The following is a 20,702-nucleotide window of genomic DNA, read 5'->3' as shown; positions in this document are numbered from 1 at the left end:
CCCGGGGGGCCGCGCGGACCCTCCGCGTCCGAGCCACGGACGCCGGACGGCAGGGCGCCCCCGCGGGGGCGCCCGTCCGCACGCGACCCGGAAGCAAGGATCGCCTTGGACAGCAAACGCGTGCTCAGCGGCACTCTTCTCACTATCAGCGCGTTCGGCGTCACGACCGGTGCGGCCTGGGCGGAGTCCCAGCCACCGATGATCAAGATGCGGACCTGGACAACGTCAGCGCAACCGAAGATCGCGGCCGTGAGGCCCGCCGGAAGAAACAAGAAGATCGCCCTGGGACAGGTCGTCCAGCGTGCGTGGAACTACCGGGAGTTCCGCTGCCTGGACAACCTGTGGACCAGAGAGAGCAATTGGAACCACCACGCGCTCAACAGATCGTCGGGCGCCTACGGAATCCCGCAGGCGCTGCCCGCGGGCAAGATGAGCGGCGCGGGCAAGGACTGGAGGTCCAACCCCGAAACGCAGATCCGCTGGGGCCTGGCCTACATCAAGGGCAGGTACGGCAGGCCCTGCGGCGCCTGGGGACACTGGAGATCGCACAACTGGTACTGATCTCCCGCTCCGGAGGGCACCCGGGCCCGCCTCGGGTGCCCTCCTACTGGCCCGCGTGCACCGCGATGGCCTGGATCAGCAGCTCGACCCCGAACTCGAACTCCGCCTCGTGGTCGCACTCGGTCAGCAGCGGCGCCAGCGCGCTCACCTCGGGGAACAGCGCCGGATCGACCTCGGCGGCCTCGACCGTCCGGCTGTGGACGGGCGCGAACGTGGGCGTCACGCCGACCTCGCGCAGCAGCGAGCCCACGATGAAGGCGATGAACATGCGCAGCATGCGGACGGCGTCCGGCCCGTCGAAGCCCGCGCCGCGCAGCGTGGCCAGCGCCCGCTCGACCGGCAGCAGCCCGGCGTGGGAGTGGAGCTGACGGCTGACCACCACCATGGTCGAGCGCGGATGGTGATGGGCGATCTGCCGGAAGGCGCGGGCCTGCGCCCGCACCCGGTCGGTCCAGTGGGCGTCGGGGTCGTCGGTGAACTCGATCCCGCTCAGCACGCTCTCGGCCACGCCGTTGAGCAGGGCGTCCTTGTTCGGCACGTGGTTGTACAGGGACATCACGCCGACGCCGAGCTCGGCCGCGATGCGGCGCATGGAGACCGCGTCCGCGCCCTCACGCTCGATGAGGTCGATGGCCGCGGCCACGATGCGCGGCCTGGACAAGGGCTCGGTGGTCATAGCTCATTCTATTGACGCACGTACACCGTACGTGCAAGGGTCGAGCCGTGGACGTACACCGTACGTAATCCCCCTCGCGGAGGTCCCTATGTCGACGCACGATCTCTACACCCTCCCCGCCGAGCTCTCCACCTGGGACGTCGGGATGGCCGGCGCCAGCCGGTTCACCTGGGAGTACGACGAGGGCCGCGATCGCATGCTGGCCTTGTACCAGAAGGGCAAGGACAAGCAGTGGGACTCGACCAAGCGCATCGACTGGGACCTGGAGGTGGACCCGTACAACGTGCTCGGCATCCCCGACACCACGATCGCCATCTACGACACCCCGCTGTGGCACCGGCTCGGCCCCCAGCAGCGCCAGGACGTCCGGCTGCACGGCGCGGCCTGGCAGTTCTCCCAGTTCCTGCACGGCGAGCAGGGCGCGATGATCTGCTCGGCCCGGATCGTGGAGTCGGTCCCCGACCTCGACTCCAAGTTCTACGCCGCCACCCAGACCATGGACGAGGCCCGCCACGCCGAGACCTACGCCCGTTTCCTCCAGGAGAAGGTGGGCCTGGCCTACCCGATCAACGAGCATCTCAAGGCGCTGCTGGAGAGCACGCTCAGCGACTCCCGCTGGGACATGCCCTACCTCGGCATGCAGGTGCTCATCGAGGGCCTGGCCCTGGCCGCGTTCGGCGTGATGCGCGACATCACCACCAAGCCGCTGCCCAAGCAGATCCTCGCGTACGTGATGCAGGACGAGGCCCGGCACGTCGCCTTCGGCCGCATGGCGCTGCGCGACTACTACCAGAACCTGTCGGAGTCCGAGCTGCGCGAGCGCGAGGACTTCGTCATCGAGGGCTGCTACCTGATGCGCGACCGGCTGCGCGGCGCGGAGTCCTGGGAGCACCTGGGCCTGTCCAGGGCCGAGACCGACGAGGTCATGCGGGCCACCGACCAGTCGGAGTACCTGCGGCTGTTCCGCTCGCTGCTGTTCAGCAGGATCGTGCCGTGCGTCAAGGACATCGGGCTGTGGAGCCCCCGGCTGCAGCAGGCGTACGCCGACATGGGCGTGCTGGAGATGGCCGGCCAGTCGCTCGACGCCCTCATGAAGCAGGACGAGGACATCGCCGACCAGCTGGACGCGGCCCGCTTCGCCGCCGAGGAGTCCGAGCGGCACGCCGAGGTCGCCGACACCATCGCCCTCGGCTCGACCACCCCCTGACCGGCGGCGGGCCGAACGGCCTGACCTCAGCGTCCGCCGTAGAAGCGCCGGTGCAGCGCGTGCACCTCGTCGGCCAGCTCTGGGACGGGCCCGTCCACCGTCACGCCCGGCGCGACGGCGTTGACCGGCAGCGTGCTCACCGGCGGCGCCGGCACGCCGAGCTCGCCCAGCCAGTCGGCGAGCTGGGCCGACGACGCCACGTAGACGATGCGTCCCAGCCCCACCCAGGCGTGGGCCGCCGCGCACATCGGGCAATGCTCGCCGGAGGTGTAGACGGTGGCCGCCGCCCGCTCCGGCGGGGTCAGGTTGGCCGCCGCCCAACGTGCCAGCTCGAACTCCGGGTGCCGGGTGCGGTCTCCCCCGGCCACCCGGTTGTGGTCCTCGGCCAGCACGGCGCCGTCCCCGGCGACCAGCACCGACCCGAAGGGCTCGTCGCCCGACTCAAGCGCCTCGGCGGCCAGCTCGACACAGCGGCGCAGGTACGGCAGTTCACTCTGGTCGATCATCACGACTTCCTGTCCGGTGAGAAAAGGTGAGCGGAAAGGACAGCCCCGTTGGCCTACGCCGCACCCGAGCCGCAGGTGGACGTGTTGCCCGGCCGCCGCGACGGTGGCGGAGGCGGGGCCGGCGGCCAGGTCATGGGGGTCTCGTTTCCGCACGTTACCTGCAGAAACCCCCACATTTACCGCAAAAAATGGGTTGATCCCACGTATTAACCTGGATGGGATGCCTCCCGATACTGACACACCTCGCCGTCCCCTGCTCTCCTCCAACTCCCTGTGGCGGATGAAGTCCTACCTCCGCCCGTACGCCGCCAGACTGGTGCTCATCTGGCTGGCCGCGATACTCAGCATCGCCGCGAGCATCGCGCTGCCCCTGATCAGTGAGAAGGTCATCGACGGCCCCGTGACGCGGGGCGACTCCGACGGGCTGCTCCCGCTCGGGCTCATCGCCCTGGGCGTGGGCGTCGTGGAGGCCGGGCTGATCTTCCTGCGGCGCTGGACCCAGGTCAAGCCCGTCCTCGGGCTGGAGACCGCGATCCGCGACGACCTCTACGAGCACCTTCAGCGCCTGCCGATGGGTTTCCACGGCGACTGGCAGTCGGGCCAGTTGTTGTCGCGGGCCACGACGGACCTGTCCACGATCCGCCGCTTCCTCGGCTTCGGCATGCTCTTCCTGGTGATGAACGTCCTCCAGCTCATCACCGTGACCGTGCTGCTGCTGAACAAGTACTGGCCGCTCGGGCTGCTGGTGCTGGCCTCGGCCGTGCCGATCGTGTGGACGTCCCTGCGGTTCGAGAAGCGGTACATCAAGATCTCCCGGCAGGTCCAGGACGAGCAGGGCGACCTCGCCACGCTCGTCGAGGAGTCGGCCATCGGCATCCGTACGATCAAGGCCTTCGGCCGCCGCCACCACGTCTACGACCGGTACGACGAGGCGGCCCGCAAGGTGTACGGCAGCTCGGTCGACAAGGCCAACCTGTCGGCGAAGTTCTTCGCCTTCCTCGAAGTGATCCCCAACGTCACCCTCGCCCTGGTGCTGCTGCTCGGCGCCCTCGCGGTGGGCTCCGGCTCGATGACGCTGGGCACGCTGGTCGCCTTCACCACCCTGATGCTCCAGCTCGTCTGGCCCATCGCCAGCCTCGGCTACATCCTGGCCATGGCCCAGGAGGCGATGACCTCCGCCGACCGTGTCATGGAGGTCATGGACACCGTCCCGGCCATCGAGAGCGGCACCCGCACGATCGAGCTGCCCCGCGGCCACCTGCGGTTCGAAGGCGTCGGGTTCACCTTCCCCGGCGCGGACGGGCCGGTGCTGCGGGACGTCTGGCTGGACGTGCACCCCGGCGAGACGGTGGCCGTCGTCGGCGCGACCGGCGCCGGCAAGACCACGCTGACCGCGCTGGTGCCCCGGCTGATCGACCCCACCGTGGGCCGCGTCACGATCGACGGCGAGGACGTGCGCGCCCTCGACCTGACCACGCTGCGCTCGCTGGTGGCCACCGCGTTCGAGGAGCCGACGCTGTTCTCGATGAGCGTGCGCGAGAACCTCATGCTCGGCCGGCTCGACGCCACCGAGGAGGAGCTGGCCGACGCCCTCCGCACCGCGCAGGCCGGTTTCGTGTACGACCTGCCCTGGGGCCTCGACACCCGCATCGGCGAGCAGGGCCTGTCGCTGTCCGGCGGGCAGCGGCAGCGGCTCGCCCTGGCGCGGGCGGTCCTGAGCAGGCCGCGCGTCCTCGTCCTCGACGACACCCTGTCCGCGCTCGACGTGGAGACCGAGGCGCTGGTGGAGGAGGCGCTGCGGCACGTCCTGCGCGAGGCGACCGGCATCGTGGTCGCCCACCGCGCCTCGACCGTGCTGCTGGCCGACAAGGTGGCGCTGCTGCGCGACGGCACCATCACCCACGTCGGACGTCACCACGAACTGCTGGCCGACGTGCCCGAGTACCGCGAGCTGCTGGCCCAGGACGCCGACTTCGACCCCTCGGAAGGAGCGCTGCGATGACCACCGCCCCCGTCTCCTCCTGGCGCGGCGTCGCCTCCGAGGAGCAGGACGAACTGCCGGAGAAGGTCTCGGTGCTTCTGCGGGAGCGCTCCCGCAGGCTGCTCGGCGACCTGCTGCGCCCGTACCGCAAGCCCATCGCGCTGCTCACAGCGATCATCGTCGTCTCGAACGCCGCTGCGCTCGCGATCCCGTACCTGGTCAAGGTGGGGATCGACGACGGCATCCCGCCGATGACCAGAGGGTCCGGGCCGAGAATCCTGCTGATCGTGGTCGGGGTGATCCTGGCCGCGGCCGTCACGCAGGCGCTCACCCGGAAGGCGTTCCTGCGCCTGTCGGGGAAGATCGGCCAGAGCGTGCTGCTGGAGCTGCGCAGGCGGGTGTTCGACCACTTCCAGCGGCTGTCGCTCAGCTTCCACGAGAAGTACACCTCGGGCCGGGTCATCTCCCGGCTGACCTCCGACATCGAGGCCATCTCCGAGCTGCTCCAGTCGGGCTTCGACGGGCTGGTCAAGGCGGTGCTGACGATGTTCGGCACGGCCGGCCTGCTGCTGATCCTCGACGTGCACCTCGGCCTGGTGGCGCTGGTCCCGCTGCCGCTGCTGCTGCTGTTCACGCGGTGGTTCCGGCGCCAGTCGGTGATCGTCTACCGGCGGACGCGGGAGACGGTGGCCCTGGTGATCGTGCACTTCGTGGAGTCGATGACCGGCATCCGCGCGGTGCAGGCGTTCCGCCGGGAGCCGCGCAACCAGGAGATCTTCGCCCAGCTCAACGACGACTACCGGGACGCCAACGCGCGCAGCATGCTGCTGGGCGCGGAGTTCATGTTCGGCATCAAGCTGATCGGCAACCTGACCGTGGGCGGGGTGCTGCTCTACGGCGGCTACCTGGCCATCAACGACGAGGTCACCGTCGGCGTGCTGGCCGCGTTCCTGCTGTACCTGCGGCAGTTCTACGAGCCGATGCAGGAGCTCAGCCAGTTCTACAACACCCTGCAGTCGGCGGGCGCGGCCCTGGAGAAGCTGTCCGGGGTGCTGGAGGAGGAGCCGGGCGTGCCGGAGCCGCGGCGGCCCGAGCCGCTGCCCCAGCCGGCCCGCGGCATGGTCCGCTTCGAGGACGTGCGGTTCGCCTACGTCGAGGAGATGCCGATCCTGCCCGGCCTCGACCTGACGATCCCCGGCGGGCAGAGCGTGGCGCTGGTCGGCGCGACCGGCGCGGGCAAGACCACGCTGGCCAAGATGATCTCCCGCTTCTACGACCCGACCGCGGGCCGCGTCCTGCTCGACGGGGTCGATCTGCGCGACCTGGACGAGACGACGCTCCGCCAGGCCGTGGTCATGGTGACGCAGGAGAACTTCCTGTTCAGCGGCACGGTCGCGGACAACATCAGGTTCGGCCGGCCGGACGCCACCGACCGCCAGGTCCGCGAGGCGGCCAAGGCGATCGGCGCGCACGAGTTCGTCGCCGGCCTGCCCGACGGTTACGACACCGAGGTCGGCAAGCGCGGCGGACGCATGTCGGCGGGCCAGCGGCAGCTCATCGCGTTCGCCAGGGCGTTCCTCGCCGACCCCGCGGTGCTCATCCTCGACGAGGCCACCTCCAGCCTCGACGTGCCGAGCGAGCGGCTGGTGCAGCGGGCGCTGCGCACGATCCTCGCCGACCGCACCGCGCTGATCATCGCCCATCGGCTCTCGACGGTGGAGATCGCCGACCGGGTGCTGGTGATGGAGGCCGGCCAGGTCGTCGAGGACGGGCCGCCCGACCGGCTCATCGCCGCCTCGGGCCGCTTCGCCGGGCTGCATCGGGCCTGGCTGGAGAGCCTGAGTCAGTGATCCGGGACACCATCGGCCCGCCGCGCGGGCGGCGGGCTAATGGTGGACGGGCGTGACGGCCACGAGGCTCCGGTAAAGCTCGTACCCGATGAACAGGGCGACGGGCACCCCGATCGCAACGAGCAACCGGCCGGCCAGGGGCGCCCCGGGCAGGGGCGCCTTCCGCTCCTCCAGCGGCGGGCCGGACGCCGTGCCGAACCCGGGCGTGAGCTCGGGCAGCAGCGCGGGCAGCACTTCCGGCTCAGGCCGCAGCTCGGGGTGCCTGGCCAGGTAACCGCTGGGGAACGACGTCACGTGATAGCCGCCGCATCCCGGGCAGCACGCGCCCGACGAGGGAGGTTGCACGGCAACGCCGGAGCTGAGCCAGATCTCGACCTCGTTGCCGTGGTCGTCGGCGAAATGCCGGACGACGAATTCCTCCTCCCAGACACGCAGACAGCGAAGGCACTCGAAGGGCCAGGTCTCGCGGGTCTCGAACCCGTCGCGCACGAGGATCACCCCCGGCTGGGATTCGGTGGTCTAGGTGGTCTAGACCTGAGTCTGCGCCTGACCGCGCGCCTCCGCAAGGCGTAATTTATGACACTTCAAGCTACGAAACGCTCACCAAGTGTCATGGTTTACCGGCGATTTTCGCTACTTGTCCGCCCACCTCCGGGACCGGCGTCAGTACGGACGTCGCGGCGGAACCGGGCTGAGCAGCGGCGTCGCGTCCGGCACGCCGGGTTCGGCCGCCCGGAAAAGCTCCGGATGACGGGCCAGATACCCGGCCGGGAACGTGGTGGTCTGCTGACAGCCGCAATGCGGGCAGATCACCCCGGACGACGGCGGCGGCACCACCAACCCGTCCCTGAGCCAGATCTCGGCGGCGTTCCCGTGCTCGTCGTCGACGTGCCTGACGAGGTAGTCCTCTTCCCAGACGTGCCAGCAGCCGCGGCACTCCAAGGGCAGGGTCCTGCGTTCTTCCTCCACTGAGGTCACCCCCTCCCTACGAGTGTCCGCCTCCCCTCCCGCCTGCCGCAAGCCGGGGGTCACCGAACCGTGAGCACGAAGGTGGCAGCCCCCAGCACGACGCTGAGGGTGCCGAGCCAGGCGAACAACGCGTCGAGACCCGCGTCGATGGGCCGTCCGCCGTGCAGGGCCTCCTGGACCCGGCGGAACCGCACCCCGGTCCTGATCAGCAGGACGGCGCCGCAGAGCGCGGCCAGCGCGAACCCCGCGACGGCCACGGCGGGCAGGCCGTGGCGCACCGCGAGCCCGGCGGCGCCGAGCCCGCCCGTGGCCAGCGCCATGGCGGTACGCACCCAGGCGAGCCGGGTGCGCTCGCTCTGCAGGCCCTCGTCCCAGATCTCCTGTGACATCTACACCGACAGGATGATGAGGACGAGGGCGATGACGGCGACGGTGGCGACGCCGTACCCGAAGACGGCCGCGAGGGCGGGTGGCGGGAGCGGCGCCTGGTTGCGCAGGGCGCGCTGGATGTTGCGCCAGCGCGGATAGGCCATGCCCGCGGCCAGCGCGGACAGCGACACGAGCATGACGGCCAGCACTGTGCGGACCCACGGCACGAACACGTCCGCGGGGACCGCCGCCATGGCCACCCCGCCCGCGCTGAGCGCCAGCGCCGTGCTCAGCCACGTGAGAAAGGTGCGTTCGTTGGCCAAGGTGAAACGCGGGTCGGGCTCCATGCCTTATATGGTAATTCGTCCCCTTTTCCCCTAGAGAAGCCGGGATTTCAGCTGCACGCCTTGGCGACCTGCCGCGCGTAGTCGACCGCTTCGCCGGCCACCTTCTGGGCCGCGTCGACGGCGTCGTTGACGTTCTGCACGTCGATCCCACTCAAAGTCTTGGCAAGATCTTCGCTGGCCTGCTTGAGCGTGGTGTTGGCGGCCTTGTCGGCCACGTCGTTGAGCTTGCCCGCGGCGTCGTCGAGCGCCTTGTCCATGGCCTTGGGGTCGTCGGTGAGGTCCTTGACCTTGGCGGCCAGGTCGGTGACGATCTTCGGCGCCTCCAGGCACGCCTGGGCCTTGTCGATCGTGTCGTTGACCTCGCCGCACCCGGCGGCCAGGACGCATACGGCGAAGAGCGCCAGGGGAACGAACCGGCTCTTGATGAGTCGCATACCTCGACCTTACCCAGCGCTCCTGGGCACGCGGCGGCCCCGAACCCCTGGGAATCCCCTGATCTCCACCACACACCAGCCGTACCGCCCTGGGATCATAGCTGTACCTCCCGTCCACCGGGGAGGGCCCGGGTCGGGGCGTCCGGACGGTCAGGACAGGAGGCCCGATCGGTGGCCGGCGGACGCGAAGGCGGCCGTGATGCGGTCGAGCTGCGCGTCGGTGTGGGTGGCGGTGATGCTGACCCGGATGAGCGCCCGCCCCGGCGGCACCCCCGGCGACACCATGGCCGTGGTGAACACCCCTTCGTCGAACAACTCCCGCCACAACCGGAAGCACAGCAGGTCCTCCCCCACCGCCACGGCGATGACCGGACGCTCCGACGGCACGACCGCGTACCCCAGCCCCGCCAGCTCGCCGCTCAACCGCCCGGCCGCCGCGCGCAGCCGCCGTCGCCGTTCGGGCTCGGCCGCGACGATGTCCAGGGCGGCCAGCGCCGCGGCGGCGCAGGCCGGGGGCAGCGCGGCGGTGAACACCATGGACCGCGCGTGATGACGCAGGTAGAGGATGATCTCCTCCGGCCCCGCGACGGCGCCGCCGACCGTGCCGAGCGACTTGGAGAAGGTGATGGTCTGCACGTCCACGGCTTCCTCCAGGCCGTGCGCCTCGGCGGCGCCGCGTCCGCCGTCCCCGAGCAGGCCGACGTCGTGCGCGCTGTCCATCACGACGCGGGCGCCGTACGCGCGGGCGAGCTTGGCGATGCCCGGCAGGTCGCACACGTCCCCGGAGGTGGAGAACATGCCTTCTGTCACGATCATCCGGCCGGCGTCCGGGTCGCACGCGTCCAGCAGGCGTTCCAGGTGGTCCAGGTCGTTGTGCCGGTAGCGGCGTAAGCGGGCCCCGCCCAGGCGTACGGCGTCGATGAGGCAGGCGTGCACCAGCCGGTCGCCGATCACCACGTCGCCCGGCCCCAGCAGCGCGCCCAGTGCGAGGTTGGCCAGGTAGCCCGCGCTGGTCACCATGACCGCCGGACGCCCGAGGAACGCGGCGAGCCGCGCCTCCAGCTCCTCGTGCAGCGCGAGGGAGCCGTTCGCCAGCCGCGACCCGCCGCTGCCCGTCCCGAATCGCCGGACCGCCGCGACGGCCGCCTCCTTGACGCGGGGATCCCCCGACAGCCCGAGGTAGTCGTTGGACCCGGCCTGCACCAGCACCCGCCCGCCGACCACCACCTCCCCGTCGCCCGGCCGCTCCTCGACGGGGTGGTAGTAGGGATAGACGCCCAGATCCTTGACCGGCCGATACTCGGGCAGACGACACTTCGCGAACACATCGGTCATGACTTCTCGCTCCCCTTGGGTGCGGGCCCCTGAGAAGAAGTCTGATCGACCACCCTGCGAACCGCGCGCCTGGCAGCGGTCCTCCGGATGTCGTCGCTGGTCAGGACACGCACAAGAGGTCCGGACGGCAGAGGACGACGCCCGCGTTCTAGGATCTGGTTCATGGCAATGTGCGAGCATCTTTCCCAGGCCGACGACCCGGCGGCGAAGACCCCTGAGGGCTGCGAGGAGTGCCTGGCCATCGGCAGCCGGTGGGTGCACCTGCGGCGCTGTCTCGAGTGCGGCCACATCGGCTGCTGCGACTCCTCGCCCAACAAGCACGCGACCAAGCACTTCCACGAGACCACGCACCCGGTGATGCAGTCGTACGAACCGGGCGAGAGCTGGCGCTGGTGCTTCGTGGACAACCAGATGGGCTGACCTCGCAAGACCCTAACCTGCCCTGCCCTGCACGCGCAGGGCGGCGGCTCTGAGGAAGGCGTCTGTCGGGGTCAGCGTTCGAGGATGGCCTCCTCGAAGTCGAGCTGGGCCATCACCTCGCGCAGCACCTCGTCGTCGAGGCGGCGCTCGTCGCGCAGCCGCACGAACACCTCACGCTCGGCCGTGAGCATGTCACGGCGCAGCCGCCGGTAGAGGCTGCTGGGGGTCTCGGCGCCGCCCTGGGCGGTGCCGCCGCCCAGACGTTCCCACGCGGTCAGCGAACGCCGCCACGACTTCTCCTTGAGCTGGTCGATGACCTGTTTCTTGATCTCGTCGGGCTCGCCCTCCTGCTGGACCAGCCGTTCGAGCTCGGCCAGGCCCGCCTCCAGCGCGGCCTGCTGGGCGGCCGCCTCGGCCAGCGTGTCCTCGTAGCGCTCCTGCTCGCTCGACACGCGCAGCTTCCTGATCAGCGCGGGGAACGTCATGCCCTGGATCAGCAGGGTGCCGATCACCGTGGTGAACGTCAGGAAGAGCAGCATGGCCCGGTCGCGGGCCGGGATCTCCGGCGGGATGGAGAAGGCCGCCGCCAGCGACACCACGCCGCGCATGCCGGCCCAGCCGAGGATCACCGTCTGCTGCGGGCTGGGCGGCGACGCGCCCCGCCGTACGAGCTTGACCAGCGGGGTGAAGGCGAACACCCACACGAACCTGGACACGATCGTCACCCCGAGCACCGCCAGCGCGTATCCGGCCACCTGCCAGGGGCCGTAGCCGGTGATGCCCTTGACCACGGTCACGAGCTGCAGCCCGATGAGGGCGAAGACGATCGACTCCAGGAAGAAGTCGGTGACCTTCCACACGGCGTCGGACACCAGCCGGGTGCCGAACCCCCGCTGGTGCATGCGGTTGCCCAGGTAGAGGCCGACGACCACGACGGAGATCACGCCCGAGGCGTGCACCGGCTCGGGACCCAGCCCGGAGACGTGCACGGACTCGGCCGCGAGGTAGGCCGCGAACGGGATCAGCAACATCAGCGTGTTCTCGACCAGCGAGTCGCGGGTGTGCTGGAACACCCACGCGAACACGAACGCCAGCGCCAGCCCGATCGCCACCCCGCCCAGCGCCGCGAACAGGAACTGCGCCACGCCCTGGAGCAGGTCGATGCTGCCGCCCACGGCCGCCCCGATGGCCACCCGGTAGGCCGTCAGCGCCGTGGCGTCGTTGAACAGGCTCTCGCCGATGAGGATCGTCAGCGACCTGCGCGGCAGCCCGAGCCGCCGGCCCACGGCGACGGCCGCCACGGCGTCGGGCGGCGCGATGATCGCGCCGAGCGCGAACGCTGCGGCGAGCGGGAGCTGCGGCAGCAGCAGGTGGACGACCAGCCCCACCACGGCCGTGGTGAACAGCACCAGGCCGATCGACAGCAGCGCCACGGCCCGCTTGACGTCACGCAGGCGCAGGTAGGAGCTGTCGAGCGCGGCCGAGTAGAGCAGCGGCGGCAGGAACACGAACAGCACCAGCTCGGGCTGCAACGGCACCGACGGCACCAGCGGCGAGACCAGCAACCCGGCCGCGACCAGCAACAACGGGGCCGGCCAGCCCCGCCGCCGCGCCACGGCCGCCACCGCGACCGCGCCACCGGCCATCAGCAGCAGTTGCAGGCCCATGGTCGGATTCAAGGACGCTCCTCCAGCTCACCCGGGTGGATGCCGAGAGCGTACCGGGCGGGCGGGAGGAGGGTGTCACCACTCCCGGCGGTCGCGCCCGTCGTCGTAGTCCTGCTGCTGGTCGGGGCGCAGGCGTTCGCCGGTCGAGAACAGGGGGTCGCCGACATAAGGGCGGCCCATGTTCGGGTCGGACGACTGCGGCGGGTACTCCTGGCGGCCGAGCGCCAGCAGCGGGTCCACCGGGTTGGGCGGCGGGGACTGCTGGTAGCCCTGGTAGGTGTCGGCCGCGCGGTAGGAGTCCTGGGCGGGCGCGGGGTTGTGCCTGCGGCCCGCGCCGGGGATGCCGTGCATGGGCGTGCCGAGCCCGGCCGTGCTCTGGGCCTGGGCCTGAGGCTGGGACGGAGATGGGGAAGCCGGCTGCTGGTAGGAGCCGTACGAGTCCGAGTGGTACTGCTGGGCCGGCGGGAAGGGGTCGGCGGCCTGGGACGGGAAGCCGAGCGGGTCGGTGCTCAGCGGCTGCGGGCGGCGCTGGTCACCGGGGAGCTGGTAGACCGGCTCGCTGCTGTCGACGTACTGGGGACCGGTGAAGGGGTCGCCGGCGTACTGGGGGCCGCTCAGCGGGTCACCCGTGTACTGCGGGCCGCTGTAGGCGTCACCCGTGTACTGGGGGCCGCTCAGCGGATCGCCCGTGTACTGCGGGCCGCTGAACGGGTCGCCGGTGTAGTGGGCGCCGCTGTGCGGGTCGCCGGGGTACTGGGCGGCGGGCTGCTCCACGTACTGGGGGCCGGTGAAGGGGTTGCGCTCGCCGTACGACGGCGTCTCCCTGGGCCCGGTGGTCTCGCTGTAGGAGGCCACCAGCTTGTCCTGCGGCGCCGGGCCGCGCGCCACCAGCACGTCGTTGGGCGACAACGACGCGGTGGGCCGCTCGTCGAGCGCGGACGGAGGCTGCTGCTGGGCGTGGTGGGACGGCCGGTGGTACGTGCCGGTGCCCGGCATGACCTCGGTGCCCGGATCGGCCGCGGGCACCGCGGGCTGCTCGCCCGTGGCCTCGGCGAAGCCGTCGTCGAGCGTGTCGAGCAGCCTGCCGACGTCCTCCATCGGCATGCGGAAGCTCGCTGTGCACATCTCCCCTCGCCACAGGCTGAGGACCAACGTGCCCTCATGCCACGTGACCCGGAGGCACCGCTCCTGACCTCGTGCATCGAAGAAGACTTCGCCGAACGACGGCAACGGGACAACTTCCGACATGGCAGACATACTGCTTTAACCAGCCTTTATTCGTCCACTCAACCCCGGAAAACCCTACCTAAACGGTCTCACCACTGAGACCGTAAACCCCACTGACCACACGAGCAAGATCGTCCTGACCAGTTGGAGTTCCGATCGACAGTGTGCCACGCGACCCGCGAAAGGGGCCCGTGAACGCCGGGATGCGCATGGCCGAACACACCGCGTCCGGCGCGTCGGCCCGGGATTGCGGGTACCGTTGACGACCGTGCCGGACTCCCATCTCCCGTCAACGGACGAACTGCTCAGCATCGCGGTCGGCGCTCTCGGAGGGAGCGAACGGCAAGGCCAGATCACCATGGTCAAGGCCGTCCAGAAGGCCATCGACGACGAGGAGCACCTGGCCGTCCAGGCGGGCACGGGCACCGGCAAGTCGCTGGCGTACCTGGTGCCCTCGATCCGGCACGCCATGGACAGCGACACGCCCGTCGTGATCTCCACGGCCACCATCGCGCTGCAGCGCCAGCTCGTCGACCGCGACCTGCCCCGGCTGGCCGAAGCGCTGGGCAAGGAGCTGCCGCACGAGCCGACGTTCGCCATCCTCAAGGGCCGGCGCAACTACCTGTGCCGCTACAAGGCGACGGCGGGCTGGCCCGAGGAGGACGAGCAGGACCAGCTCTTCGACCCGCGCGAGGTGAGCGCCACCGGCCGCATGGTCCAGCGCATCCAGGAGTGGGCCGACGAGACCGAGACGGGCGACCGCGACGAGCTGGTGCCCGGGGTGAGCGAGCAGGCCTGGCGGCAGTTCTCGGTGAGCGCGCAGGAGTGCCTGGGCGCCACCCGCTGCCCGAGCGGCCCCGAGTGCTTCGCCGAGCTGGCCAGGGCGCGCGCGGGCGAGGTCGACGTCGTGGTGACCAACCACGCGCTGCTGGCCATCGACGCCATGGGCGACCTGCCGGTGCTGCCCGAGCACGAGGTCGTCGTCGTCGACGAGGCCCACGAGCTGGTTGACCGGGTGACCTCGGTGGTCACCGCCGAGCTGTCGGAGGCGTCGGTGATGCTGGCCGTGCGCCGCGTCGGCCGGCTGATCGAGCAGCCGCTCGCCGACCAGCTCATGGAGGCGGGCGAAGACCTCAAGGCGCTGCTGGCCGCCGCGCCGCCCGGCCGCATCGACGAGCTGCCGCAGGTGCTCGGGCTCACGCTGCAGCTCATCCGCGACACCGCCTGGCGCTGCGTCACCGCCATGGGCCCGCGCAACGCCGACAAGGACGACCCCGACAAGGCGGGCCAGCGCAAGGCCGCCTTCACCGCGCTCGACGAGGTGCACGACACCGCCGTCCGCATGCTCGACGCCTACGGCCACGCCTCCGAGGCCGACCGCGCCGAAGTGGTCTGGCTCGACGGCGCCACCGACCGCCGTCCGCCCATGCTGCGGGTCGCGCCGCTGAGCGTGAGCGGCATGCTGCGCGACCGGCTGTTCGGCGAGCGCACGGTGGTGCTCACCTCCGCCACGCTCGCCCTCGGCGGCACGTTCGAGGGGCTGGCCGCGCAGTGGGGGCTGGGCGACAGCAAGCGCTGGCAGGGCATCGACGTCGGCTCGCCGTTCGACCACCCGCGCGCCGGCATCCTCTACGTCGCCAAACACCTCCCCCAGCCGGGCCGCGACGGGCTTCCGGAGCAGTATCTCGACGAGATCACCGAGCTGATCGAGGCGGCCGGCGGGCGCACGCTGGGGCTGTTCTCCTCGATGCGGGCCGCCAAGGCCGCCACCGAGGCGCTGCGCGAGCGGCTCGACGTGCCGCTGCTGTGCCAGGGCGACGACTCCACCATGCTGCTGGTCAAGCAGTTCGCCGAGGACGAGCCGACCTGCCTGTTCGGCACGTTGTCGCTGTGGCAGGGGGTCGACGTCCCGGGGCCGTCGCTGCGGCTGGTCATCATCGACCGGGTCCCGTTCCCGCGTCCCGACGACCCGCTCACCTCGGCCCGCCAGCGCCACGTGGCGGCGCGCGGCGGCAACGGATTCATGGCGGTGGCCGCCAACCACGCGGCCCTGCTGCTGGCCCAGGGCACCGGCCGGCTGCTGCGCGCCCAGAACGACAAGGGCGTCATCGCGGTCCTCGACCCGCGCCTGGCCACGGCCCGTTACAGCGGTTTCCTCCTGGGCTCGCTGCCGCCCTTCTGGCGCACCACCGACCCGGCCGTCCCCCGCGCCGCCCTCAAGCGCCTGTCCACCGAGTCCTGACCTTTTCAGGCAGGTCACGGCACACCACGGAGAGGGGCGAGGCGGGCTCGCGTCGCGGCGGCCCGCCGGTGAAGGGTCAGCGGGCGTTTCCTGGACGGCCCCGGGCCGGAGTACGGCGGGTGGGCCGACCAGGCGAAGCCGTACGGGAAAAGGCCCTGACCCGGCGGCGGGAAAGCTAGAACGGGGTGAGGTCGGGGCGCTTCGGGGTGAGGCCGTCGCCGGAGGAGGTGCCGCGCAGGCGGCGGGACATCCACGGCATCAGGTGCTCGCGGATCCACAGGGCGTCCTCGCGGCGCCGCGCCCGAGGGTCGACCATGCGCTCCGGCCACTCCTTGCGCCAGTCGTCGAACGGCACCCCTAGCACGTCGAGCACGCGGGCGGCCACCAGCCGATGTCCGTCCTCGTTCATGTGCAGGCGGTCGGCGCTCCAGGCCCGCCAGTCGCGCAGCCCCTGCATCGACCACTGGTCGACCAGCCGGCACCCGTAGAGGTCGGCGATGGAGCGGATGTGCAGGTAGAAGATGGCGAACCGGCCGCGCAGACGCCGCATCAGCGGCGTGTCACGCGGGTCGACCCCGGTGAACAGCAGCACGTCCGCGCCTCCGGCCCGCAGGTCGCGCACCGCGCGGGACAGGCGCTTGGCCATCACGTCGGGGTCGCTGCCCGGCCGCAGCAGGTCGTTGCCGCCTGCGCAGAAGCTCACCAGGTCGGGGCCCATCTCGACGGCCCTCGGCACCTGCTCGGCGATGATCTGGTCGAGCAGCTTGCCGCGGACGGCCAGGTTCGCATAGCGGAACGCCGGGTCGTCCGCGGCGAGCCGTTCGGCGACCCGGTCGGCCCAGCCGCGGTAGTGCCCGTCGGGGCCTGGATCGTTCAGTCCTTCCGTGAAACTGTCCCCGAGGGCGACGAAGGACTTGTATTGCCTCATGAGCTGCTGTTCATCTCCGCGATAGCGTGTAGCGCCAGGACGTAGGACTGTAGTCCGAATCCGGCGATCGTGCCCGTCGCCACCCCGGCGACGACCGAGGTGTGGCGAAACTCTTCCCTGGCCGCGGGGTTGCTGATGTGCACCTCGACGAGCGGGGCGGTGCGCTGGGCGATGGCGTCGCGCACGGCGTAGGAGTAGTGGGTGAAGGCGGCCGGGTTGAGCACGACGGGGATGCGGCCGTCGGCGGCCTCGTGCAGCCAGCCGATCAGCTCGGCCTCGTCGTCGGTCTGGCGCACCTCGACGTGCTCGCCGAGCTTGCGGCCGGTGTCGCGGCACAGCTCGGCGAGGTCCTCAAGCGTCTCGGCCCCGTAGACGTCGGGCTCGCGGGTGCCGAGCCTGCTCAGGTTGGGGCCGTTGAGCACGAGGATCATCGCGCGATCTCCTTGTAGGCGGCTTCGAGCAGCTCTTCGGCGGGGTCTTCGAGCCGGGCGGGCCTGGCCAGGTCGTCGAGGACGACGAAGCGCTGCTTGGCGCCGCGGTTCTTCTTGTCCAGCCGCATGTGGTCGCGCAGCCGCGGCCAGGCGTCGGCGCGGTAGGAGACCGGCAGGCCCACGGAGGTGAGGATCGCGCGGGTGCGGCCCACCAGGTCGGCGCGGCCGGACAGCCGGGACAGCTCGGCGGCGTAGACCATGCCGACGGCGACGGCCTCGCCGTGGCGGATCGTGTAGTGCTCGTCGCGCTCGATGGCGTGGGCGAGCGTGTGGCCGTAGTTGAGGATCTCGCGCAGGCCCTGCTCGCGCAGGTCGGCGCCCACGACGTCGGCCTTGACGCGGATCTTGCGCTCGATCAGCTCGCGGGTGTGGGGGCCGTCGGGCCTGGTGGCGCCCTCGGGGTCGGCCTCGACGAGCGCGAGGATCTCCGGATCGGCGATGAAGCCGCCCTTGACGATCTCGGCGAGCCCCGCCACGTAGTCGGCCTTCGGCATGCCGGGCAGCACGGCCAGGTCGCAGAGCACCCCGGCGGGCGGCAGGAACGTGCCCACCAGGTTCTTGCCCTCGGGGGTGTCGATGCCGTTCTTGCCGCCGACGGCGGCGTCGACCATGGCCAGCAGCGTCGTCGGCACGAGCACGACCTGCACGCCGCGCAGCCAGGTGCCGGCCACGAACCCGGCCAGGTCGGTCGTCGCGCCCCCGCCCACGCCGACGACGGCGTCGGAGCGGGTCAGGCCGTGGCGGCCGAGCGCGGACCACAGGCCGGCGGCCACCTCGGGCGTCTTGCACGCCTCGCCGTCGGGGACGGGCAGGTCGGCCACCTCGTAGCCGGCCTCGGCCAGCGCCGCGAGAACCGGGCGGGACAGCTCGGGCAGGCCCTGCGGGCGGACGACGGCGACCGTGCGCACACCCGGCCTGAACAGGCCCGGCAGCTCGGCCTGCACGCCGCTGCCCACCACGACGTCGTAGGGGCTGTCGCCGGAGACGGAGATCCGCGTCGCGGTCATGCCGGCAGGCCCTCCAGGATCTCGTCGGCGAGCTCGCCGGGCTCGCGCTTGTCGGTGGCGAGCGTGACGACGGCCAGCCGCTCGTAGACCGGCCGCCGCTCCTCCATCAGCTTCTTGAGCTGGCTGCGCGGGTTGAGCACGAGCAGCGGCCTGGCCGAGGCGAGGCCGACCCGCTGGACCGCGTCGGCCAGGCCCACCTGGAGGTAGACCACGTGGTGACCGGCGAGCAGGGCCTGGGTCTCCTCGTTGAGCACGGCGCCGCCGCCGAGCGACAGGACGCCGTCGTGCTCGGCCAGGGCGCGGCGCACGGCCTCGTGCTCCAGCTCGCGGAAGCGGGCCTCGCCGTCCTCGACGAAGATGTCGGCGACCGGCTTGCCGGCCACGGCCTCGACGTCGGCGTCGGTGTCGCGGAAGGCGACGCCGAGCCGCTCGGCGAGCAGCCGTCCGAGCGTGGTCTTGCCGGATCCGGGCGGGCCGATGAGCACGGCTCTGGTCATTGGTCGCTCACCTCTTCTCGTTCGCGCCGCGAGGCCGTCACTTGATCACCATCGAGGAGAGGTAGCCGGACAGGTTGCGGGCGACCTCCTCCACCGAGTCGCCGCCGAACTTCTCCAGGGCCGCGTCGGCCAGCACCAGCGCGACCATGGCCTCGGCCACGATGCCCGCGGCCGGGACGGCGCACACGTCGGAGCGCTCGTGGTGGGCCTTGGCGGCCTCGCCGGTCTTGACGTCGATGGTGGCCAGGGCCCTCGGCACGGTGGAGATGGGCTTCATGGCGGCGCTGACCCGCAGGACCTCGCCGTTGGTCATGCCGCCCTCGACGCCGCCCGCGCGGTTGGTGACGCGCTTGACGCCGCTCGCGGCGGTGTACTCGATCTCGTCGTGGGCGCGCGAGCCGGGCCGCCGGGCGGTCTCGAAGCCGTCGCCGACCGCGACGCCCTTGATCGCCTGGATGCCCATGAGGGCCGCGGCGAGCCGGGAGTCGAGCCGGCGGTCCCAGTGGGTGTAGCTGCCCAGGCCGGGCGGCAGGCCGTAGGCGAGCACCTCGACGACGCCGCCGAGCGTGTCGCCGTCCTTGTGGGCCTGGTCGATCACGGCGACCATGGCGGCGCTGCCCTCGGCGTCGGAGCAGCGGACCGGGTCTTCGTCGATCCTGGACAGGTCGCCGGGGCCGGGCAGGATCTCGGTGGGCGTCTGCGCGCCGCCGATGGAGGTGACGTGGCTGAGGATGTCGACGCCGAGCGCCTGCTTCAGGAAGCGCCTGGCGACCTCGCCGAGCGCGACGCGGGCGGCGGTCTCGCGGGCGCTGGCCCGGTCGAGCACCTGGCGGGCGTCGTCGAAGCCGTACTTCTGCATGCCGGCCAGGTCGGCGTGGCCGGGGCGGGGGCGGGACCGCGGCGCGTTGCGGCCCAGGCCCTCCAGCTCGGCCGGGTCGACCGGGTCGGCCGACATGACCTTCTCCCACTTGGGCCACTCGGTGTTGCCGACGCGGACGGCGACCGGGCTGCCCATGGTGCGGCCGTGGCGTACGCCGCCGACGATCGTGACCTGGTCCTGCTCGAACTTCATCCGGGCGCCGCGGCCGTAGCCGAGCCGCCGGCGGCGCAGGGCCTCGTCGATCGCGGCCGTGGTCACCTCGACCCCGGCGGGCAGTCCTTCGAGGATGGCAACGAGTTCGGGGCCGTGGGACTCTCCGGCCGTCAACCAGCGCAACATGACTCCAAGTCTTCCACGTGCGGCCGGGTGGGATGTCCGTCGTTCACCAGCCGAGACAGAGCACCACAAAAGCCCCGAGCAGCATGAACGGCCCGAAAGGGAACTGGGTGTGCCGGTCACCCCGCCGGGTGAGCAGCAGCGCCACCGCGTACAGCGCGCCGAGCGCCTGCCCGGCGAACGCCGCGGCCACCCACGCCTGCCAGCTCGTCGCGGCCGCCGCCATGCCGATGAGGCCGGCCAGCTTGACGTCGCCGAGCCCCATCGCGTCGGGCCGGGCGAACCACAGCAGGCCGTAGACGGCCGCCAGCGCCGCCGCGCCAAGGAGCGCGCGCGGCAGCTCCCCGGTGGGGAGCAGGGTCAGTGCGATGATCGGGTACGCGGGCAGCGTGATCGCGTCGGGCAGCAGGGTGGTGCGCCAGTCGATGACCGCCAGCGCCGTGCCGGCCAGCGCGAGACCGGCGTACGGCGGCCCGGCGAGCCAGGCGGTCAGGGCCGTCACGGCGGCGGTCAGCACTTCCACGCCGGGCGGCCAGGGCGGCGGGGGCGCGAGGTCGTCGTAGGAGTCGGCCAGGGCCCTGACCTGGCGTCCGGCGACCAGACCGAGCAGCGCCATCAGTGCGACCACGAGCCGACCTTAATGCGGCGGCCCGGCGGCCGTCCCGGGATCGCGCCGGGCGGTCCGGGTATGGCGCTCGCCAAGAGGGAAGCCGCGCCCCGGCGGGCCTTCGCGCCCCGGACGGTGGGCCACGACGCACTCCGGCGGTCATGG

At 71.5% G+C, this 20,702-nt stretch carries 22 protein-coding genes; 6 read left to right on the top strand and 16 right to left on the bottom strand.

The genetic code is table 11. The features are described from left to right. Nucleotides 1–249 precede the first annotated feature (249 nt). Nucleotides 250–561 carry a transglycosylase SLT domain-containing protein gene (locus ACIA8R_RS06125; RefSeq protein WP_357701299.1) on the top strand — a complete coding sequence of 104 codons (312 nt, stop codon included), beginning with the start codon at nt 250–252 and terminating at the stop codon, nt 559–561. Nucleotides 562–604: 43 nt separating this feature from the next. Here the strand turns inward: ACIA8R_RS06125 and ACIA8R_RS06120 are convergent, their stop codons facing one another. Beyond that, on the bottom strand, nt 605–1,237 hold the full coding sequence (locus ACIA8R_RS06120) for a TetR/AcrR family transcriptional regulator C-terminal domain-containing protein (RefSeq protein WP_357701301.1): 633 nt from the start codon (nt 1,235–1,237) through the stop codon (nt 605–607). 88 nt (nt 1,238–1,325) lie between these two features. On the opposite strand from ACIA8R_RS06120, the gene ACIA8R_RS06115 reads away from it, so the two are divergent. Then, nucleotides 1,326–2,444, top strand: coding sequence for a ferritin-like domain-containing protein (locus ACIA8R_RS06115; RefSeq protein WP_364089712.1), 1,119 nt, complete (start codon nt 1,326–1,328; stop codon nt 2,442–2,444). A gap of 26 nt (nt 2,445–2,470) precedes the next feature. Here the strand turns inward: ACIA8R_RS06115 and ACIA8R_RS06110 are convergent, their stop codons facing one another. Next, nucleotides 2,471–2,950 carry a nucleoside deaminase gene (locus ACIA8R_RS06110; RefSeq protein ID WP_397036847.1) on the bottom strand — a complete coding sequence of 160 codons (480 nt, stop codon included), beginning with the start codon at nt 2,948–2,950 and terminating at the stop codon, nt 2,471–2,473. A 220-nt stretch (nt 2,951–3,170) separates the two neighbouring features. Here ACIA8R_RS06110 and ACIA8R_RS06105 point away from each other — a divergent pair, with 220 nt between their 5' ends. Both ACIA8R_RS06105 and ACIA8R_RS06100 read left to right on the top strand, forming a co-directional pair. Continuing rightward, nucleotides 3,171–4,952 carry an ABC transporter ATP-binding protein gene (locus tag ACIA8R_RS06105; protein ID WP_397036845.1) on the top strand — a complete coding sequence of 594 codons (1,782 nt, stop codon included), beginning with the start codon at nt 3,171–3,173 and terminating at the stop codon, nt 4,950–4,952. Further along, the gene (locus tag ACIA8R_RS06100; protein WP_397036843.1) at nt 4,949–6,781 is read left to right on the top strand and encodes an ABC transporter ATP-binding protein; all 1,833 of its coding nucleotides are present in this window, start codon (nt 4,949–4,951) and stop codon (nt 6,779–6,781) included. Before ACIA8R_RS06105 ends, ACIA8R_RS06100 begins: the two co-directional genes overlap by 4 nt. A gap of 36 nt (nt 6,782–6,817) precedes the next feature. Here the strand turns inward: ACIA8R_RS06100 and ACIA8R_RS06095 are convergent, their stop codons facing one another. The 6 genes from ACIA8R_RS06095 to ACIA8R_RS06070 all read right to left on the bottom strand — a co-directional run bounded on the left by ACIA8R_RS06095 (nt 6,818) and on the right by ACIA8R_RS06070 (nt 10,235). Beyond that, entirely contained in the window at nt 6,818–7,270 is a 453-nt protein-coding gene (locus ACIA8R_RS06095; RefSeq protein ID WP_357701311.1) for a hypothetical protein, read from the bottom strand. A 174-nt stretch (nt 7,271–7,444) separates the two neighbouring features. Beyond that, on the bottom strand, nt 7,445–7,759 hold the full coding sequence (locus tag ACIA8R_RS06090) for a hypothetical protein (RefSeq protein ID WP_357701313.1): 315 nt from the start codon (nt 7,757–7,759) through the stop codon (nt 7,445–7,447). Nucleotides 7,760–7,809: 50 nt separating this feature from the next. Then, on the bottom strand, nt 7,810–8,139 hold the full coding sequence (locus ACIA8R_RS06085; RefSeq protein WP_397036840.1) for a DUF202 domain-containing protein: 330 nt from the start codon (nt 8,137–8,139) through the stop codon (nt 7,810–7,812). Next, the gene (locus tag ACIA8R_RS06080; RefSeq protein WP_357701315.1) at nt 8,140–8,466 is read right to left on the bottom strand and encodes a DUF202 domain-containing protein; all 327 of its coding nucleotides are present in this window, start codon (nt 8,464–8,466) and stop codon (nt 8,140–8,142) included. Nucleotides 8,467–8,513: 47 nt separating this feature from the next. Next, the gene (locus tag ACIA8R_RS06075; protein WP_364089726.1) at nt 8,514–8,900 is read right to left on the bottom strand and encodes a hypothetical protein; all 387 of its coding nucleotides are present in this window, start codon (nt 8,898–8,900) and stop codon (nt 8,514–8,516) included. Nucleotides 8,901–9,050: 150 nt separating this feature from the next. After that, entirely contained in the window at nt 9,051–10,235 is a 1,185-nt protein-coding gene (locus ACIA8R_RS06070; RefSeq protein ID WP_397036838.1) for an aminotransferase class I/II-fold pyridoxal phosphate-dependent enzyme, read from the bottom strand. 162 nt (nt 10,236–10,397) lie between these two features. Here ACIA8R_RS06070 and ACIA8R_RS06065 point away from each other — a divergent pair, with 162 nt between their 5' ends. Then, the gene (locus ACIA8R_RS06065) at nt 10,398–10,655 is read left to right on the top strand and encodes a UBP-type zinc finger domain-containing protein (RefSeq protein WP_357701320.1); all 258 of its coding nucleotides are present in this window, start codon (nt 10,398–10,400) and stop codon (nt 10,653–10,655) included. A gap of 71 nt (nt 10,656–10,726) precedes the next feature. Here the strand turns inward: ACIA8R_RS06065 and ACIA8R_RS06060 are convergent, their stop codons facing one another. Both ACIA8R_RS06060 and ACIA8R_RS06055 read right to left on the bottom strand, forming a co-directional pair. Beyond that, nucleotides 10,727–12,334, bottom strand: a complete 1,608-nt coding sequence (locus ACIA8R_RS06060; RefSeq protein WP_357701322.1) for a Na+/H+ antiporter — start codon at nt 12,332–12,334, stop codon at nt 10,727–10,729. Nucleotides 12,335–12,397: 63 nt separating this feature from the next. Beyond that, the gene (locus ACIA8R_RS06055) at nt 12,398–13,426 is read right to left on the bottom strand and encodes a hypothetical protein (protein ID WP_364089735.1); all 1,029 of its coding nucleotides are present in this window, start codon (nt 13,424–13,426) and stop codon (nt 12,398–12,400) included. Between the two features lie 391 nt (nt 13,427–13,817). Between ACIA8R_RS06055 and ACIA8R_RS06050 the strand changes: the two genes are divergently transcribed. Beyond that, nucleotides 13,818–15,791 carry an ATP-dependent DNA helicase gene (locus ACIA8R_RS06050; RefSeq protein WP_364089738.1) on the top strand — a complete coding sequence of 658 codons (1,974 nt, stop codon included), beginning with the start codon at nt 13,818–13,820 and terminating at the stop codon, nt 15,789–15,791. A gap of 175 nt (nt 15,792–15,966) precedes the next feature. On the opposite strand, the gene ACIA8R_RS06045 is transcribed toward ACIA8R_RS06050, so the two are convergent. From ACIA8R_RS06045 to ACIA8R_RS06020, 6 genes are read right to left on the bottom strand one after another with little or no spacing between them, the layout of a single operon-like run. Next, nucleotides 15,967–16,719, bottom strand: a complete 753-nt coding sequence (locus ACIA8R_RS06045) for an SGNH/GDSL hydrolase family protein (RefSeq protein WP_357701328.1) — start codon at nt 16,717–16,719, stop codon at nt 15,967–15,969. Continuing rightward, nucleotides 16,716–17,150 (bottom strand): type II 3-dehydroquinate dehydratase, encoded by a 435-nt coding sequence (gene aroQ / locus ACIA8R_RS06040; protein WP_357701330.1) that lies wholly within the window; start codon nt 17,148–17,150, stop codon nt 16,716–16,718. Before aroQ ends, ACIA8R_RS06045 begins: the two co-directional genes overlap by 4 nt. Continuing rightward, complete coding sequence (gene aroB / locus ACIA8R_RS06035) at nt 17,147–18,217, bottom strand: 3-dehydroquinate synthase (RefSeq protein ID WP_357701332.1); 1,071 nt, start codon at nt 18,215–18,217, stop codon at nt 17,147–17,149. The genes aroQ and aroB overlap by 4 nt, the downstream gene beginning before the upstream one ends. Further along, nucleotides 18,214–18,714: a shikimate kinase gene (locus ACIA8R_RS06030; RefSeq protein ID WP_364089746.1), complete on the bottom strand. Its 501-nt coding sequence runs from the start codon at nt 18,712–18,714 to the stop codon at nt 18,214–18,216. The genes aroB and ACIA8R_RS06030 overlap by 4 nt, the downstream gene beginning before the upstream one ends. A 37-nt stretch (nt 18,715–18,751) precedes the next feature. After that, on the bottom strand, nt 18,752–19,933 hold the full coding sequence (aroC, locus tag ACIA8R_RS06025; RefSeq protein ID WP_357701336.1) for a chorismate synthase: 1,182 nt from the start codon (nt 19,931–19,933) through the stop codon (nt 18,752–18,754). 43 nt (nt 19,934–19,976) lie between these two features. Further along, nucleotides 19,977–20,558 carry an A24 family peptidase gene (locus tag ACIA8R_RS06020; RefSeq protein WP_357701338.1) on the bottom strand — a complete coding sequence of 194 codons (582 nt, stop codon included), beginning with the start codon at nt 20,556–20,558 and terminating at the stop codon, nt 19,977–19,979. Nucleotides 20,559–20,702: the final 144 nt, after the last annotated feature.

The sequence above is a fragment of the Nonomuraea sp. NPDC051191 genome (genome assembly GCF_044455665.1).
GTDB lineage: Bacteria > Actinomycetota > Actinomycetes > Streptosporangiales > Streptosporangiaceae > Nonomuraea.
This window is presented reverse-complemented; position numbering and strand designations above follow the sequence as displayed.